Consider the following 18,676-nt stretch of genomic DNA (forward strand, 5'->3'; position numbering starts at 1 on the left):
AAATCAAACATCTGCTTGCCCCGTTGGCCCGTGACCCAATCTGGCCCTGTCTGCTTTATTTTCTGCATGTGCCTGCGCTATATCGTATTCCAGTTCCGGATCAATATTTGATTCTTCCACTTTCCGGGCCTTTTCCATTAGTTCTTCGTGATGATCTACCAGCCATTTAAGTTGCTTTTTACCGTACGAGAAACGGGTGAATAGTACAAATAATACAGGAACAATAAATATTGAAATGGTAGATGAGGCGATCATACCACCCAAAACAGCAATACCAATAGTATTCCTTGACTCTGCGCCGGCGCCCGTAGCAAAAACCAGCGGCAATACACCAAAAATGAAGGACATGGACGTCATAATGATCGGCCTGAAACGCAACCGCACCGCTTCGATGGTCGACTGTAGCAGCGGCTCCCCGCGGTCAACGCGCAACTTGGCGAATTCAACGATGAGGATAGCGTTTTTAGCCGATAGGCCAATTAATGTTAAAAGTCCGATCTGGGCGTAAACATTGTTGGTGATTTCCTTACCCGTTATCAAGGGGAAAATGGTGAGGAAGACGATGGCGCCAAAAGCACTTATAGGCACGGCCAGCAACACTGAAAATGGTACCGACCAGCTTTCGTATAATGCTGCCAGGAAAAGGAAAACAAAAATGATGGAGAACAGGAAAATATAGATGGTGATATTTCCCGCCTTGATCTCTTCATAGCTAAGGCCCGAAAACTCATAGGTGTAACCGCGCGGCAAAGCTTTGGCCGCAATTGCCTTAAGGGCATCCAATGACTGGCCGCTGCTGTATCCCGGTGGAATAGATCCATCTACTTCGGCCGACCGGAATATGTTAAAGTGCGATATGGACGTTGCCGTCGCATCAGCCTTGTACGTTACCAAAGTGCTTAATGGCAGCATATGGCCGGCCTTATTCCGTACATAATACCTGTTTATATTGGTAATTAAAGCACGGTAGGCAGTATCGGCTTCAATAACGGCGTGGTAAGTACGGTTGTATAAAGTGAAGTTATTGACAAATAAACTGCCCATGAATGCCTGCATAGTGGAAAACACATCCGAAATGTTTACGCCAAGTTTTTCGCATTTTTCGCGGTCAACGGTAACCGTAAAGCTTGGTGTGTGCGCCGTAAATGAAGAAAATGCAGTTGAAGTAGCAGGCGTTTTTTCGCAATGGCCACAAATTTTTGCACATTTTTTTCGAATGCATGGATGTCATCTGTTGAGTTTCCCTGTTCAATTTGCATGGCGAAACCTGCTGCAATCCCGATGCCCCTTATCGGTGGCGGCTGGATGGCTACTACGGTTGCATTTTTTATCCCTGCTTTTGCTACCCTCTTCCTGATATTATCCATTATACCCTGAACCTTTTTATCAGGAGTGGTCCTATCGTCCCAGGGGGTTAACATACAAAACATGGTGCCGCTGTTGTTACCGCCGCCGCCAAGTATATTAAATCCTGATGCGCCAACAAAATGCAGGACGCCCGGGGTTGAGCCGACGATCTTCATCAGCTTTTCCAGAACCTTAACGGATTGGGTAGTGGATGAGGCATCGGCCATTTGATAGGTAACAAACAAGCGTCCACCATCCTCCGAAGGCACAAAGCCCGAAGGCTTGGCTTTGAAGAGCAGGAAGGTGCCTGCACAAATGCACACCAGCAGGATGACGATATACCTCGCATTTTTTATACTACGCTTAACGCCATTAGCGTATTTGCCGTTAATCCTGTCAAACATGCGGTTAAACCGCTCAAAGAAAATCCGGTCGAACCAGCCAAAAAACCTGTCGAGCCAGTTTGTGCTCTGTGCAGCGTGGTGCGATGGTTTTAGTAATAATGTACAAAGTGCCGGGGTTAACGACAGTGCAATAAATGCCGAAAAAATTACAGATATAGCGATGGTAATAGCAAATTGCTGGTAAAGCCGGCCAACAATGCCGGGGATAAACCCAACCGGGACGAACACCGAAGCCAAAATAAGCGCGATGGCGATTACCGGCGCCGATATTTCCTTCATGGCGTGGTAAGTTGCTTCTTTAGGCGACATGTGCTGTTCATCAATATAATGCTGTACGGCCTCTACCACAATGATGGCATCGTCAACAACTATCCCGATCGCCAGCACGAACCCAAACATGGTAAGGGTATTAATCGTAAATCCTAAGGGGATGAAAAAACAAAAAGTAGACAAATGGATACCGGAATGGCCAATATGGGTATGATGGTGGCGCGCCAGCTTTGCAGGAAAAGAAACACAACTAAAGCAACCAATAACAGCGCCTTCATTAGCGTACCGATCACCTCCTGCATCGACACCCGGATAATAGTAATCGATTCAAAGGGTACAACGTATTGAACGTCAGGAGGGAATGATTTTTTTAGTTCTGCGAGTTTTGCGTAAACATTATCAGCGGTTTGCAGGGCATTGCTTCCCGGCGATTGGAAGATCATTAACAGCGAACAACGGTGACCATCCACAAAGGTACCACCCGAATACGTGAACTTGGCAAGTTCAACACGGCCAATGTCTTTCAAATAGATCATCTTATCTGTTCCGGGCACGTTTCTTACGATCAGCTTTTCATACTGTTCGGGTTTACTGAGCATGCTGTTCACTATAATTCCGGTTTCAAAGGCCTGGTTCGGGTTCTGGGGCGGTGCACCTACCGAGCCGGCCGCAACGTAAACGTTTTGGCCGCTGAGCGCTGCCGTTACATCCGATGGCATTAAATTATAGGAGGCCATTTTATCCGGATTAAGCCAGATCCGCATAGCAAACTGATCCGTACGCGCCTGCACATCTCCCACACCTGGCACCCTTAATATGGCATCCTGAACAAAAGTATTGGTATAGTTATCAAGGAAGGTAATATTATGTGTCTTTTTGGGGAGTAGATAGCTACGAGCATTAATTGGTCGGGGTTGCTGGCGCGCACGGTGGCACCCAGTTTACTTACTACGGATGGCAAAAGCGGTGCTGCAATCCCAACACGGTTTTGCACATTAAGTGCGGCAATTTGCGGATTGGTTCCAACATTAAAAGTTACCCGCAAGTTCATGCCTCCGCTATTGCTGCTGGAGCTTTGCATATATTCCATGCCTGGGGTACCGTTTACCTGCTCCTCGATAGGGATAGCAGTAGTTTGCTCAACTGTTTGTGCATCTGCGCCCGTATAACTGGCATTTACGCTCACGCTTGGGGGAGAAATATTGGGATACTGGTCAACAGCAAGGTTAAAAATGCATATTACCCCGGATATCATCAAAACAAGGGAAATGACGATGGCGGTTACCGGCCGTTTTATAAAAGTATTGGCAATCATTTTTTTAAGTCTAAAGTCCTGAGTCTAAAGTCCTGAGTCTGAAGTCTTGAGTCTAAAGTCAAAATGTTAAGTGAGCAACTTTAATTATTCTACTCTACTCTTGACTCAAGACTTTCGACTTAAGACTCACGACTTACTCAAGTCACGTGATTTCTGCAATTCAAACTCCAGTTCCGGGTCGATATTCTGCGCCTCAACTTTTTTCGCTTTTTCCATCAGTTCTTTGTGATTTGCCTTAAGGTAATCCAATTTCTCCTTACCGTAGGCCCAGCGGGTGATCAAAACAAACAGTACCGGCACAACAAAAATAGCTATGGTAGAAGCTGCAGTCATGCCCCCCAGTACGGTAAGGCCTATTGTACGCCGGGCCACAGCACCCGCGCCTGTTGCAAAAACCAACGGCAGCACACCCAGTATGAAGGCCAGCGATGTCATGATGATGGGTCGCAGACGAAGGCTCACAGCCTCCAGCGTAGATGCAAGAAGATCCTCGCCCCGATCTACCCGGACCTTGGCAAATTCAACGATAAGGATAGCGTTTTTTGCTGCTAAGCCTATCAAGGTGATCAAACCGATCTGAGCATATACGTTGTCAGTGAGGGAGGGGACAAGTTCCAATGCTAAAATAGCACCGAAGGCGCCAATCGGGACCGCAAGCAATACCGAAAACGGAACTGACCAGCTTTCATAAAGCGCGGCCAGGAACAGGAATACGAACGTAATAGAGAACGCAAAAATATACATAGTCACTGATCCTGCTTTCAATTCTTCATAGCTTAAACCTGAAAACTCATAAGTGTAACCTTGTGGCAGTTGTATGCTGGCCAGTTTCTGCAAGGCAGCGATTGCATCGGTCGAGCTTACGCCTGGTGGCGAAGACCCGTCTATCTCCGCCGAACGGAAAATATTAAAGTGCGAAATCAGCGGGGCCGCTTCTACAGGCTTAAAACTGATAACCGAGCCCAATGGCACCATTTTGCCGCCGGAGTTTCGCACGTAGTACTTCTCCATATCCGTAATAAGCGCCCTGTAAACTGTATCCGCCTGCACCACCACGTGGAAAGTACGGTTATAGGTAGTAAAATCGTTGATATACAAACTGCCCGTAAATGCCTCAATAGTGGTAAAAACATCCGATATGCTTACCCCCAGTTTTTCGCATTTTTCCCGGTCAACGGTAAGGCTCATGTTGGGTGTATGCGCAGTGTAAAAGGTAAATGCCTTGGTTATAGCCGGGTTTTTATTAGCTGAATCAACAAAACGATTAACTACGTGCTCAAATTCCTGCAGGTTATCGTTCGTGCTCCGCTGTTCTATCTGCATGCTGAAACCTACAGTTGAACCAACACCGGGAAGCGGCGATGGTTGTATTACTTCAACCGAAGCATTTGTAACGCCGGCATCGGCTATCCGTTTTTGCATTACCTTGATAATGCCCGGTACCTGCTGGTCATCACCTGATCTTTCGTCCCAGGGTTTCAGTTGAACGTAAATAGTGCCGTTGTTGGAATTGGTAGCATTAGTTACAACGTTAAGGCCTGATAGCGCAGCATAATGCCCTACACCAGGCGTGCTTGCAACTACTTTCATCAATTTGGACATTATATTTACCGACTGTGCCGTAGAGGATGCCGGGGGCAGCTGGTAAGTTACATACAAATTGCCGTCGTCTTCCGATGGAATAAATCCTGTGGGTTTGGACTGAAACAGAAAGTAAGCGCCCACGCATACACAAATCAACAGGATAACAATATACCTGGCCCCCTTAATACTGCGGCGTACCCCTTCAGTGTACTTTGCGGTTACCCTGTCAAACCATTCATTGAATTTTGTAAACCATTTGGTGAGGCCTTTATTCTTTTTGGCCGGATCTGTAGGTTTTAGCAGCAGAGTACAAAGCGCCGGTGTTAGCGAAAGCGCGATAAAAGCTGATATAATTACTGAAATAGCAATGGTGATGGCAAATTGCTGGTACAAGCGGCCTACAATGCCTGGTATAAAACCCACGGGTACAAATACCGCCGCCAGGATAAGTGCGATAGCCACTACCGGGGCCGAAATGTCTTTCATCGCCTGGTAAGTAGCCTCTTTGGGTGACATCTTTTCATGGTCGATATAATGCTGCACTGCTTCAACCACGATGATGGCATCATCCACAACTATCCCAATAGCCAGCACAAAGCCAAACATGGTTAAGGTGTTGATAGTGAATCCTAGCGGTATAAAAAAGCAAAATGTGCCGAAAATTGATACAGGTATGGCAAGGATGGGGATGAGGGTAGATCTTAATGTTTGAAGAAAAAGGAACACGACGATGGCTACCAGTCCAAGGGTCATCAATAAAGTCCTGACCACATCCGTCATCGAAACTTTTACAACAGTTACCGCTTCAAACGGAACACTGTAGGCCACATCCGTCGGGAAAGTTTGTTTCAACTTGGCAAGTTCGGCGTAAACGCCGTTGGCTGTTTGCAGCGCATTACTGCCGGGCGCCTGGTAGATCTGCAGGTACGATGCGCGGTGCCCGTCAACAAATGAGTTGCTCGAAAAAGTAAATTTCCCCAACTCCACACGGGCAACATCCTTCAGGTAAACAAGTTTGCCTGATTGGGGGTTGTTTTTGATAATGATGTTTTGAAACTCCGGAACTGTACTTAAACGTCCGTTTACCAATATACCCAATTCATAAGTTTGTGTTGGCGCCTGCGGCGGCACGCCTGCCGTTCCTGCAGCTACCTGCACATTTTGAGCGGTAAGTGCCGTAATGATGTCCTGCGGCTCAATGCTGTAAGCAGCCATCTTTTGCGGGTTCATCCAAACACGCATACTAAAGTCGTCAGTAAAACGGCTTATCGTGCCTACTCCGGGTACCCTCAGCAACGCATCCTGGATAAAAATATTAGTATAGTTATCCAGGAACGTGATGTTATGTGTGTCTTTTGGCGCGTAAATAGCTACCATCATCAGCATGCTGGGGTTAACCGCCCGTACGGTAAGGCCTAACCTGCTGGCCGCTGCAGGCAATAGCGGCGTTGCAATACTCACCCGGTTTTGCACATCGAGTGCCGCAACGTCAATCGGCGTACCTATTTTAAAAGTTACATTTAGCTGCATCGCCCCATTATTGGTGCTGTTGCTCTGCATGTACTCCATACCTGGCGTGCCATTTACCTGTTCTTCAATAGGCGTCGCCATAGTTTGTTCCACGGTTTGGGCATCCGCGCCGATAAACTGCCCATTCACTTGTACCACCGGTGGGGTGATATCAGGATATTGGTCAATCGGCAGCAGTAAAATGCTAACGGTACCGGTAATTACCAGCACAATAGAAATTACTATTGCAGTTACGGGCCGCTTTATAAAGGTATTAGCAATCATATTTTTTAAGTCTTGAGTCTGAAGTCTTGAGTCTGAAGTCCAAAGTGCTCTTTCCGCCTGTTTATTGACTCAAGACTTCGGACTTAATACTTTCGACTTGTTAGTGTCCCCCTTTGCCGCCGCCGGGGCCTACCTTGTTTGCGGTTGTAATGCGCACACCGTCATGCAGTGATTGCAAACCGTCCACTATTATTTTGTCGCCGGCTTTAATGCCGCTTTTAATAATGATATCCGCCCCTATTACCTGCCCCGTTTGCACCTTTTTTTGCATGGCAATCAGTTTTGGTTTGTTGGCGCCGGCGGCTTCTTTTTTATCCATTTTTTTAAGGCTGTCCGGGCTCACTTTTATCAAAGTATCTTTTGCTATATATACAAAGTACTCGCCCATCTGCTCCACCACGGCCTTGTTTGGTACTACCAGTTGCGGCCCGGCCTCTTGATTATGGACCCGTACTACGCAACTCATGCCTGCCCTTAAATAAAAATCAGGGTTGTCAAAAACAAGCCTTACGCGAATGGTACCGGTTTGCGGGTCAACGGCCCGGTCAATAATTGAAAGTTTACCCAGATGGCCGTATAGCGAATTATCGGGCATTAACAGGGTAAAAAGAGAATCAACTTTTGTTTTTTCATGCTGTAGTTTCTCGAAAAAAGGCAGATTTTTCTCGTTGATAATGAAATCAACCGCCATGGGGTTATCTTGCGAAAGCGTGTCAAGTGTAGTTACTGATGGGGTTACCACTTCGCCCAGCCTAACCTGGCTGATACCAATGGTCCCTGTAAAGGGCGCAAAAACCGTTGCATAGGTTAAATTCGTTTTGGCTGTTTTTACCTGCTGTTCCGAAGCTTTCACGGTGCTTTTTGCTTGTTCAAGGGTAACTACGGCATGGTCATACAGCTGTTTGGCCACAGCATTATATTTATTCAGGTAAGTATAACGGTCAGCATCTTGCTGGGCCTGTACCAAGCTGCTTTTTGTTACTTCTAAATTAGCTACAGCCTGGTCATAAGCCGCCTTGTACAGGCGCTCATCAATCTCATATAATTTTTGCCCTTTGTTTACCTTTGTGCCTTCGGTGAAAAAGATACCGGTAACGGCGCCCGATACCTGGGGTAGTAAATTTACCTGGTTAAGCGCGCGGGTAGTTGCCGGTATTTTCTCGTAATACAATACTGTCCTTGGTTTTATTATTTGTAAATTAACCGGTACCTCCGGGTTAGGCGGCGCCTGCTTTTTAGTGCACGCCGCAATTACAAGGCAACTTGCAAAAACGCTATTTAATAATACTCTGTTCATATAGAGGCTGTGTGATTTTGTGCAATTAATAAGAGATATTCCCCATGGCTTTTTCCAGGTCAATTTTGTTTGATAATACCTGGAACAGGGCGTTTAAATAATTTATTTCCGAATTTATTAAGTTAGTTTCAGCGGTAATCACATTCAGATAAGGCACAACGCCCTGCCTGTATTGAAGTGAAACAACAAAGTAAACCCGCCTTGACAGTGCAACGTTTTTTTGTAATATCTGTAAGTTGTAATAATTGCCTTTATAGTTGGCTAATGCGGTGGTATACTGTACGTTTATCTGCGATTTCAGGTCTGTTTGCTGCCAGTCAAGTACTTGTTCCTGCAGCCTGGATTTGTGTAAATTATTAAGCCGGTTAAAGCCTGTAAAAATCGGGATGCTTAACGAAATACCCACCAAAGAACTTGGGTACGAAGTAGAAAAAAGATCGGAAAAGTGATTGTTTTCGTAAGCCAGGTTATAATTATAAAAAGCTGAAACAGTTGGCAGGAATGAATAACGGTAATAATTTACCTGCTGATCCAACAGACTTTTATTGGTACCCAATAATTGAAATTCAATACGTTTCTCAAACTGAAGCTGTTCAGTAGTATCAACGTGAATGTTTTTCATCATTTCAAGCGTGTCAAACACAACGTTAAATTGTTTATCAGTTGGATACCCTATCAACTGTTTTAAAGTGGCGTATTGTGGTACTACGTTTTCATTGGCCTGTTTTAATTGTGCCCTGGTATTATTCAGGGTGATCTCGGCCTGTTCGTAATCTGTTTCATCAACAATTCCGCCCTTATATTGCAGGTAGGCATCTCTGAAACTTTTGCCAAACTGTGCAGTATCTTCCTTTAAAACATTTATTTGCTCAAGGGTAAGCAGTAAAGTGTAAAAAGACTTACTTACCGCCGAGACAAGGAAAATTTTGGTACTATCGCTTTGTTGCTGTGCCTGTTTGACGTATAAAGGCGCACTTTTAAAGGCATACAGAAGGCTAGGGTTAAATACCGATTGCGTAACCGCTATCCCCGGCACAAAACTGTAGTTGTGGCCTGAAGAGGATGTTGTCCCTGTTGTAGCAGAACCCGTTGTGCTTGTACCTGCCTGTGATTGCTGCAAATAATGAATCAGATCGCCTGAGGCACTTATTTGCGGCAACGCGGTTGATAAATTAATCAGGTTGTTTGTTTGGGCAATGTTGATATTGATTTTTGAAATGTTTACAGCAGGCTGGTGTTGTTTGGCATATTCAATACATTGCTGCAGTGTCAAATAATCTCCTGATTTGCTGGTACCCGTATCTTTAACAGTCACCGGCATCAGCAAGCTCACCTTGCCGGTATCCGGCACAATTTCGGGCGCCGTTACGCTTTTTGTTTTTGAATTTTGTGCAGCGGCAATAAAAGTTGAGCAAACCAAAAAGGTATTAAGCCATAAAATACGGGCTTTTGCCGGGCTAAAAAATATATTCTGCATTTTTAAACTCTATGATTTGCATTTTTATTATTGGATATGTCATAATTATCGTCCTGGAAATAAATAATATACGGGCGATTTTATTAATAAGGATAAACGCCAATATGTTTTGTAAAAATGTGAAAAACATATGGGCCTTAGGGTAACAATTTTGTTAATTAATTGCTTATGAATGATTAACAGTAAAATTGTTACGCAGTCTTAACGATTGCCATTTTGATATTTATTGTTTTGATTAGAATTTTAAAACCAGGATAGTATTTTTCAATATATGAAAATAAATCGTCAAATATTAAAGGTCGAAAAATTTAAACGGCAATGTGGTTCCCCTGGCGGGGATCATCAGGCAATATTTCCATTTGGGGAAAATCTATGTATTCAGCATACCACTGGATGGCGCTTACTACGTCCAATGCATCTTCGGCCATAATGCCAATAGTTTCAAATGCATATAGCTTTTTGCCAGCATATCCGTAAAGCTGGATTTCGTTGCTATCCGGGTCGAATTGTTCACTGTCGAGGCAAAATACCCTGATCTTTAAATGGGTATCCCTTGAGTGAATTATATCTCTGCAGCTATTATTCGGATCGGTTGCCAATAAATAAACATTGAAATCCATAAGCCTATAACAACATTATTGCTGGATAGTTTACACTATTATTGGTTTAGCTAATGCAATTTAAAAAAAACAGTAAAAATACCCATTATAGCCCGGTGGGTGCAGTTTTTAATCAAAATGCGCTGTTTTGCAGTAACCCTTTCTGCCATCTGTGTAAATTTTGCCAGTTATTTGAGAAACGATTTCCACAATTCACACCCCCCCGTAAACAGCGAAACGAATCTAATAAAGCTAACACCGTTTTATTTTTTGTTGGCATCTTCTTTGAACCGTCAATTGCGCCCACCCAACGGGTTGTTTTTCATAGGTAGATGTAGGGCCAAAAAACTGCGAGAGTATTTTTGGCCCTTACTTTTATTGGCAAGCATTAATTTAAGACCAGGCGTTTTAATCATAAAGGTGTAATATCCTTGTAAAGTAAAAATATAACATCGCCGGAGTTCTAAAATTAAATAGTTTTGCAAAAAAGGATCATATGGGAACTGTAAATATTCCGAGGCTTGATTTAAACGATTTTGTAAAGGGCAGCGATACCCTGCGTAAACAATTTTCGGACGCGATAGGCAAAGCATTTAACGAAACGGGTTTTGTTACAATCACCAATCATGGCTTAGATAAAAACCTGATCGGGAAATTATATGCGGATGTGAAAATGTTGTTTGCCCTTCCCGATTCAATTAAGGCGAAATATGAGATAGCTGGTTTGGCCGGGCAACGTGGCTACACCGGTAAACAAAAAGAAACAGCCAAAGGGTTTACTGCACCCGATCTGAAAGAGTTTTGGCAGATCGGGCAAACAGTTACCGATGATGATGCCATGAAGAGCGAATACCCCGAAAATATTAGGGTTGATGAAGTGCCGGATTTCAATGATACAACACTCAAAGTTTATAAAAAACTGGAATGGGCAGGCATTTATTTATTAAGGGCCATATCCGTTTACCTGGGATTGCCCGAAAATTACTTCGATAAACAAGTTCATAACGGAAACTCCATCCTGCGTACGCTTCATTATTTCCCGATCACTGATCCGGATAGGTTGCCCGCCGACGCGGTTAGGGCAGGCGCCCATGAAGATATTAACCTGATTACCCTGTTGATTGGTGCCAGTGCCGACGGCCTTGAACTGCTAACCCGCGAAAATAAATGGTTCCCGGTTAAAGCCCATGGTGAAGATATTGTGGTTAATGTAGGCGACATGCTGCAGCGCCTAACGAATAATAAATTAAAATCAACCACCCACCGCGTGGTTAATCCCCCGGGGGAGTTAATGAAATTTTCCCGTTTTTCGGTGCCGTTTTTTCTTCACCCAAAAGCGGGAATGGACCTCAGTTGTTTACCATCATGTATTGATGCATCTCACCCTAAGCAATATGATGATATTACGGCAGGCGCATACCTGGATGAACGCCTGAGAGAAATTGGATTGAAGAAATAATTAAAGTCCGAGAGTCGGGGAAGTCCGGAAGCAGGGAAGAAGCGGCAGGACTGCTGTTTTTTCTTTTTCTTTCGGACTTTCGGACTTTCCCGACTTTCGGACTAAAAACGTAAGTTTGCGCACATGAATCAAGACTTGTTTGTTTACAACACTTTAACACGCAAAAAAGAAAAATTTATACCGCTTAACCCGCCTCATGTGGGCATCTACGTTTGCGGCCCTACAGTTTACAGCGATGCGCACCTGGGTAACAGCCGTACCTATATATCATTCGATCTGATTTTTAGATACCTTACCCATTTAGGGTATAAGGTGCGTTACGTGCGCAATATTACCGATGCTGGCCACCTTGAGGGTGATGCCGGTGATGAAGGAGAAGACAAAATATCAAAAAAAGCAAAGTTGGCTCAGTTGGAGCCCATGGAGATTGTACAAAAGTATACTGTTGGGTTTCATGATGTAATGAAAGCTTTTAATATATTACCTCCAAGTATCGAACCAACTGCTACCGGGCATATTATTGAACAGATTGAATTGGTAAAAGTTATCCTTGCAAAAGGTTATGCCTACGAGGTGGATGGTTCTGTTTATTTCGATGTTGAGAAATATAACCAGACCAAAGATTACGGTGTTTTGAGTGGCAGAAACCTGGAAGATATGATGAACAATACCCGCACCTTAGGCGGCCAGGACGAAAAACGGGGCAAACTTGATTTTGCCCTGTGGATAAAAGCAAAACCTGAGCACCTGATGAAGTGGCCTTCGCCATGGGGTGTTGGCTTTCCCGGGTGGCATTTGGAATGTTCGGCGATGAGTAATAAGTACCTGGGCGAACATTTTGATATTCACGGCGGAGGCATCGACCTTGTGCCAACCCATCATACCAATGAGATAGCCCAGAATATGGCCGCCTGCGGCAAGAACCCTGCAACCTACTGGATCCACACCAATATGCTGACAGTAAATGGCCAGAAAATGTCAAAATCATTGGGTAACAGTTTTTTACCCTATGAGCTTTTTAGCGGCGACAACGCCATACTAAATAAAGGGTACAGCCCCATGACAGTTCGGTTTTTTATGCTCCAGGCCAATTACCGTAGTACACTTGATTTTGGTAACGAAGCGATGGAAGCCTCAGAAAAGGGCTTTAAAAGGCTCATGAATGCATTGACTTTATTAGATGGCCTTAAGGCATCAGCTACCACAGGTATTGAAATTCAGCCCTTAACTGATCGTTGTTATGCTGCCATGAACGATGACTTTAACAGCCCGGTGCTGATTGCCGAACTTTTTGAGGCAAGCCGGATAATTAATTCCGTGCACGATGGTAAAATGAAAATCGATGCATTAAATCTGGAGCTTTTGAAAAACACGATGACCAGTTTTGTGTTTGATATCCTGGGGTTAAAAAATGAACAGGCCGCCAATGACGACTTGCCGAAAGTTTTAGATTTTATTGTAAATTTAAGAAATGAAGCAAAAGTCAGCCATGATTATGCAGCTTCAGATAAAATAAGAAATGGCCTGCAGGAAATTGGTTTTAAGTTGAAAGATAACAAAGATGGTACAACCTGGAGTAAAATTTAATTGACATCCTTACGTTAGGTAGTTGATTATATAGAGCTAAGCCGGATTGTTTTCTGAATGTTAAAAAACGATAAATTATTGCAATGACCACTGTTCGTCGAGGCTTCGTCCATTAAATGTTTTAAATTAGCACACTTCTGTAAAAAAATGATGAAAAAAATACTATTCTCCACCTTTATATTGTTTAGTACGATTGGTTGGGCGGCTGCCCAGGGCCCTGCTGCCGATGTAAACAAAGTTGTAAACGCAGATAAAGATTTTGACAAATTAATTGAAAGAAAAGGAATTAAAGACGGGTTTTTAGCTGTGGCTGATCCTGAAGGTATTGTTTTTAAACCCAATGTAGTTAACATTATTGAGTTTTATAATAATATTGATAAACAGGCTGGTAATTTAAAACAGCACGCCAACTTCGGACGCATTTCTGCCAATGGCGACCTGGCGTTTACAGCCGGGCCGTACGTTTATCAAAACGGGACGGATGATACCGATAAGGTGTTTGGCGATTATGTTTCTATATGGAGGGCTGAGGGTGAAAATGGTTTAAAGTTACTGATCAACCTGGGTATACAGCATCCCGAGCCTGAGCAGGATCCTATTTCTGATTTCAAAAACCCCGACTCGGTAAGGCAGGTAGCCGTAAGCAAAGATCCTTTTGCCGGGAAAAAGATCATCCTTGCTACTGACAATGTATTTAATCATTCATTGTCAATTTCAACAATGGCCAGTTATAAGGAGTTTTTGAGCCCCGAGGGCCGGTATTATTTCCCCGGTTTTGAACCAATGACCGGGCAGGATAAGGTAATGAAGTTTATTGATAATGAAGCCATCTCCATAACGGCGCAAACTACAAACGGCGGACGCTCTACCAGCAACGATTTGGCCTATACTTATGGTAAAGCACGTATAAAAAAGGGCGACATCGTCAGTAACTACAACTATGTACGTATCTGGGAACAGGATGCCGGCCATAAATGGGATATTGTACTTGAAATATTTTCAGCAGTTGAAAATGAATAAAAGTTAAGCGAAGAATATCAGCATAAATACAAAAGGCAGCATTTTATATAATTGCTGCTTTTTTTTTGACCTTAAATATTAAATCGTCCCCTGTTTTCAGGGTAATTGTGTTTTTTTTATAGCCTGTTTGTTAATAACTTTAAATTTTGTTTATAAACAACCCGAACCCTATTGGATCTTAACCGTACAAAGTATTAACCAAGCCGATATAATATGGGAGATTTAAATCAGTTCAAAAGGTCGAAAGAAAGGATCACAGAAGTCCTGTCACATCTGATGCATAAAAACATCAAAGATGAGAAGACCAGTATGTTTATTGCTGACCTACAGAATTCGATCAATAAACTGGAAAGTAAAATAGAGGAATTTAAACGGCAAAAGGCCAGTTAAAAACCCCAATAATTATTGCCCGCTTAATTTATTGCCACAAGCGCAGTTGTCCCCATCAGCTTGCCATTTTTATTATAAGTTTCGGATTTTATAAAACGGCCAAGCGCCGGCGAAAACCATTCAGTTGATTGCATATTCACCGGTATGCCAATCCCCATCATTTTGGTTTCCATACGGATGTCGTAAGTGATCTTAAAACATTCAAAATCTCCGGCTGGTGTACTGATGGTTTCTTTTAATACCACGTTTCGGTTGGTAATATCCATGTGGGTTTCGCCAAACTTTTGGCCGTTATTTAATATGGTGATCACCATTGAGCCATCATCAAGTTTTTGGCCCGCACTAAGGTTAAGCGGGTAGCTTAAATACTTGCCATCGGCCTGCATTTGCATATTGCTCATTTGCTTGTTGCCGTTTGCCGGCATAAACGACCGCATATCAATGTTGACGGATGAGCCGTTGCAGGTAATGTCAAAATCGCTGTTTCCAATAACTTTACCGTTTTTGTCAGTTATTTCGCTGTGAGTGCTAATTGTTGCAGCATCTTTTTTTACCGAACTGTAAGTGATTTTCCCGGTTTGATTGCCTTTGGCATCCGAATTACTGTAAACCAACTTTTTGCCGTTGGTGGCGTTCAAAAACTGTTCGCAACTCTGCGCATAGCCGAAGCGAACCAGCACCAACAACGATAGCGCTGTGATAATGATCTTTTTCATGGTAATTAAGTTTAAAGTATTTGCTTTTAGTGTTTTATGTATAAAAATACTTATAAAACAATTAGTTGCATATTTTTTTTCCCGTTAAAATCAGAGTGGTGTTACGCAGGAATCGTCGCATGAAACGCTAATTGTTAAAATTATTCAGTTTTTAGTTAAATATTGTTAAGGGGTGTTAAATGATTTAGCTATTTGAAAAATTAGGCAGAAATTGGTATGTATTAGTTGATTAAGTGAATGGTTGACGAGGTGAGTAGGTTTCGCCGATCTGCGCAACTCAATCAACTTAATCCAACTCAATCAACCATTTAACTAATTCACAACTTATGCAACACAATTACAAAAAGATCAACAATTTTTTAGGCTGGCTTTGTTTTGTAATAGCCACCACTACCTACGTTTTAACGCTCGAACCATCGGTGAGCTTTTGGGACTGCGGGGAGTTTATCTCCTGTGCTTACCGTTTGCAGGTATCGCACCAGCCTGGCTATCCTTTGTTTGCAATGCTGGGCAAGGCGTTTTCATTATTGTCATTTGGCGACCGTACAAAAGTAGCCTATTGTACCAATTTAATGTCGGCGCTGGCCAGCGGAGCTACTATTATGTTCCTTTTCTGGACAATCACTGCCCTGGCACGAAAGCTGGTTAAACCAGGTGAAGAAAATAGCCGCCAACACCAACTGCTAACCTTCGGCGCCGGTTTGGTAGGCGCACTTGCCTTTACCTTTACCGATACTTTTTGGTTTTCGGCGGTTGAGACTATCGTATTTGCCATTTCTTCCTTGTGCACTGCTATTGTTTTTTGGGCGATATTAAAATGGGATGCTAAAGCTGATACGCCCGGGGCTGATAAATGGATCCTGCTTATCGCTTACCTCATCGGCCTTTCTATGGGGATACACCTGCTTAATTTATTGACCATACCTGCAATTGCTATGGTTTATTATTTCCGCAGGTTTAAAAAAATCAGCCTTAAAAATGGCATAATGGCTTTTCTTATCAGTATCCTTATACTCGCTATAGTCCAGTTCGGTATCAGGGGCTACACTGTATATTTTGCCGCCTGGTTTGATTTTTACTTTGTTAATTCGCTGGGAATGGCATTTGGCAGCGGGGCATTTGTATTTATGGCGTTACTTTTCGCCGTGCTCATTTTTGGGATCTGGTACAGTATCAAACATAAAAAGCCATTGTTGAACCTGGCGCTCTTGTGTACCATCTTTATTTATTTCGGCTATAGCTCATTTGTTTATATCCCTATCCGTGCTGCTGCCAATACCGATCTCAACAACTCGCACCCTGATAATGCTTTCACTTTATATGGCTATTTAAACCGGGTGCAGTATGGCGAAACCCCTTTGTTATCCGGCCCGTATTTCGATGCTAAAATTATTGATGAAAAAGAAGGCCCTGCTATTTACCGTAAAGGGAAAACCCAATATGAGAATGCCGGAAAAAGCATGGAATATGTGTACGACCACAACACGTTTTTACCCCGCATGTGGAGCACCGAATCGGACCCGTATTATGCACAGAATGTGCAGTTCTACAAGCAATGGCTGCAATTGGGCGATGGCCAGGCGCCAACATTTTCGGACAACCTGAAATGGCTGTTCAGCTGGCAGGTTTACCAAATGTATGCCCGCTACTTTTTATGGAACTTTGTGGGGCGTTATAATGATGCTGACGGGCAACAAAGCACCGTGGGCGTAAACGGGAACTGGACAAGCGGCTTGTTCGATGGGGGCAAACACCTGCCGAAAGCAGTGATAGATGATGTAACCTACACGCCGCTGTATGCGCTTCCGCTCGTGCTGGGTTTGTTAGGTGCATATTATCATTTTAAGCGTAAAAAAAGGGATGCGCTGGTGATTGCGCTTTTATTCTTTTTTACAGGCGTCGCCATCGTGCTGTATGTTAACCAAAACTCGCTTCAGCCCCGCGAACGCGATTATTCGTATGTGGGCTCTTTTTATGCTTTCGCGATATGGATAGGGTTGGGCGTAATTGCCCTTGCCGAAATTGTACGCTTAAAGCTGAATGCCAGGCTTGCAGCTTATGGTTCCTTTGGCGTGTGTATGATGGCTGTGCCGGTATTGCTGGCCTGTAAAGAGTGGCGGGCGCATGATCGTTCAACGAAACTTACGCCGCATGATATGGCTTACAACTTTCTTATCTCCTGTCCAAAAAATGCCATTTTGTTTACTTATGGCGATAATGATACTTACTCGCTTTGGTATGACCAGGAAGTTGAAGGCATAAGGCCGGATGTGCGTATTGTTTGTATGAGCCTGTTTAGTGGCGACTGGTATATCCACCAGATGCAGGGAAAGATGAACCAGTCGGCGCCATTGCCGGTTACCATGCCTTTTGATAAGTATAAAGAGGGGGTGAGGGATGTTGTTTATTACAACGATGCCAAAATTGCCGGGAATGTTGAACTGAAGGACGTTTTTGATTTTGTTACCTCGGACGACAGCCGCGCAAAGATGACCTTGCAGGATGGCTCCCTGGCCAATTTTATGCCAACCAAAAACTTTAAATTAACGGTTAACCCGGACGAAGTGATAAAAAATGGTGTGATTACTGCTGATCAGAAAGAAAAATTGGCACCAGAAATGGACTGGAAAATATCATCCAATTATTTAACCAAAGATAACCTGGCCATGATGGATATCATCGCACATAATAACTGGAAAAGGCCCATTTGCTTTACTACTACCATGAGCGAGAGTAGTATGTTCGGCCTGTTGCCATATCTTTATAAAGAGGGATTTGTTTATCACCTCATCCCTTTTAAAACTGAAGTAAGTAAAGATGCGCAATCATCTAAAACCAACAGCCTGGTAATGTATGGCAATGTAGTGAACAAGTTTAAATACGGCAATTTTAAAACCGCCAGGTACCTGGATAATGTATCTAAAACGCAGTTCTATTTAAATATGCAGATCACATTTAACGACCTTGCCCACGGCCTTATACAGGATGGTCGTCCTGACCTGGCCCTTAAATCACTGCATAAATTTGATGATGAAATGCCGGATATTACACCCGATATTGATACTGCGGCACAAAAGTTCTTTATGTCGCAAACGGCCTATAAGCTGGATGATATCAAATTGGGTAATCAATTGGTAAAAAGCGTTGATAACTATATCACCGGTCAGCTGGATTACAATTATGAATTACTGAAACAAAACAATAACCAGGCGATTGACGGACGCACCGTGCAGCTCGGGATGCAATTGCTGAATGGTATGACAGACACTGCCAAAACAAGCCACCAAACGGAATTAAGTAACCAGTTACAGGCACAACTGAAGGATTATGAGAATAAGTTTGCCGTATTGGAAAACAGGTAGTATTCCGGCGTCCATATTTCATGGATTTCAGCGTAAAGCTCTTTTTCTTTTACTA

General features: G+C 43.4%; 9 protein-coding genes and 1 pseudogene. 4 read left to right on the forward strand and 6 right to left on the reverse strand.

All coding sequences use genetic code 11. The features are described 5' to 3' along the window. Positions 1–3: 3 nt before the first annotated feature. The 5 genes and pseudogenes from MgSA37_RS29705 to MgSA37_RS08275 all read right to left on the reverse strand — a co-directional run bounded on the left by MgSA37_RS29705 (position 4) and on the right by MgSA37_RS08275 (position 10,108). A pseudogene (locus MgSA37_RS29705) lies at positions 4–3,336 on the reverse strand (efflux RND transporter permease subunit). Between the two features lie 126 nt (positions 3,337–3,462). Beyond that, complete coding sequence (locus MgSA37_RS08260) at positions 3,463–6,714, reverse strand: efflux RND transporter permease subunit (protein WP_096351126.1); 3,252 nt, start codon at positions 6,712–6,714, stop codon at positions 3,463–3,465. A gap of 100 nt (positions 6,715–6,814) precedes the next feature. After that, positions 6,815–8,011, reverse strand: a complete 1,197-nt coding sequence (locus tag MgSA37_RS08265) for an efflux RND transporter periplasmic adaptor subunit (protein WP_096351127.1) — start codon at positions 8,009–8,011, stop codon at positions 6,815–6,817. Positions 8,012–8,036: 25 nt separating this feature from the next. Next, on the reverse strand, positions 8,037–9,488 hold the full coding sequence (locus tag MgSA37_RS08270; protein WP_096351129.1) for a TolC family protein: 1,452 nt from the start codon (positions 9,486–9,488) through the stop codon (positions 8,037–8,039). A gap of 308 nt (positions 9,489–9,796) precedes the next feature. Next, positions 9,797–10,108, reverse strand: a complete 312-nt coding sequence (locus MgSA37_RS08275) for a hypothetical protein (RefSeq protein ID WP_096351131.1) — start codon at positions 10,106–10,108, stop codon at positions 9,797–9,799. Between the two features lie 475 nt (positions 10,109–10,583). On the opposite strand from MgSA37_RS08275, the gene MgSA37_RS08280 reads away from it, so the two are divergent. From MgSA37_RS08280 to MgSA37_RS08290, 3 genes are all read left to right on the forward strand, one after another. Continuing rightward, positions 10,584–11,546 (forward strand): isopenicillin N synthase family dioxygenase, encoded by a 963-nt coding sequence (locus MgSA37_RS08280; RefSeq protein WP_096351132.1) that lies wholly within the window; start codon positions 10,584–10,586, stop codon positions 11,544–11,546. Between the two features lie 123 nt (positions 11,547–11,669). Next, positions 11,670–13,133, forward strand: a complete 1,464-nt coding sequence (gene cysS / locus MgSA37_RS08285; protein WP_096351134.1) for a cysteine--tRNA ligase — start codon at positions 11,670–11,672, stop codon at positions 13,131–13,133. A gap of 147 nt (positions 13,134–13,280) precedes the next feature. After that, the gene (locus tag MgSA37_RS08290; protein ID WP_157750495.1) at positions 13,281–14,153 is read left to right on the forward strand and encodes a DUF4440 domain-containing protein; all 873 of its coding nucleotides are present in this window, start codon (positions 13,281–13,283) and stop codon (positions 14,151–14,153) included. 413 nt (positions 14,154–14,566) lie between these two features. On the opposite strand, the gene MgSA37_RS08295 is transcribed toward MgSA37_RS08290, so the two are convergent. Beyond that, complete coding sequence (locus MgSA37_RS08295; protein WP_096351137.1) at positions 14,567–15,259, reverse strand: TapB family protein; 693 nt, start codon at positions 15,257–15,259, stop codon at positions 14,567–14,569. A 326-nt stretch (positions 15,260–15,585) separates the two neighbouring features. Between MgSA37_RS08295 and MgSA37_RS08300 the strand changes: the two genes are divergently transcribed. Beyond that, entirely contained in the window at positions 15,586–18,621 is a 3,036-nt protein-coding gene (locus MgSA37_RS08300; protein ID WP_096351138.1) for a DUF2723 domain-containing protein, read from the forward strand. Positions 18,622–18,676: the final 55 nt, after the last annotated feature.

This window comes from Mucilaginibacter gotjawali (assembly GCF_002355435.1).
Lineage (GTDB): Bacteria > Bacteroidota > Bacteroidia > Sphingobacteriales > Sphingobacteriaceae > Mucilaginibacter > Mucilaginibacter gotjawali.

Coding starts and splice junctions, on each gene's coding strand:
- MgSA37_RS08260 (WP_096351126.1), bottom strand. CDS start 6,714: ATGATTGCTAATACCTTTATAAAGCGGCCCGTAACTGCAATAGTAATT.
- MgSA37_RS08265 (WP_096351127.1), bottom strand. CDS start 8,011: ATGAACAGAGTATTATTAAATAGCGTTTTTGCAAGTTGCCTTGTAATT.
- MgSA37_RS08270 (WP_096351129.1), bottom strand. CDS start 9,488: ATGCAGAATATATTTTTTAGCCCGGCAAAAGCCCGTATTTTATGGCTT.
- MgSA37_RS08275 (WP_096351131.1), bottom strand. CDS start 10,108: ATGGATTTCAATGTTTATTTATTGGCAACCGATCCGAATAATAGCTGC.
- MgSA37_RS08280 (WP_096351132.1), top strand. CDS start 10,584: ATGGGAACTGTAAATATTCCGAGGCTTGATTTAAACGATTTTGTAAAG.
- cysS (WP_096351134.1), top strand. CDS start 11,670: ATGAATCAAGACTTGTTTGTTTACAACACTTTAACACGCAAAAAAGAA.
- MgSA37_RS08290 (WP_157750495.1), top strand. CDS start 13,281: ATGATGAAAAAAATACTATTCTCCACCTTTATATTGTTTAGTACGATT.
- MgSA37_RS08295 (WP_096351137.1), bottom strand. CDS start 15,259: ATGAAAAAGATCATTATCACAGCGCTATCGTTGTTGGTGCTGGTTCGC.
- MgSA37_RS08300 (WP_096351138.1), top strand. CDS start 15,586: ATGCAACACAATTACAAAAAGATCAACAATTTTTTAGGCTGGCTTTGT.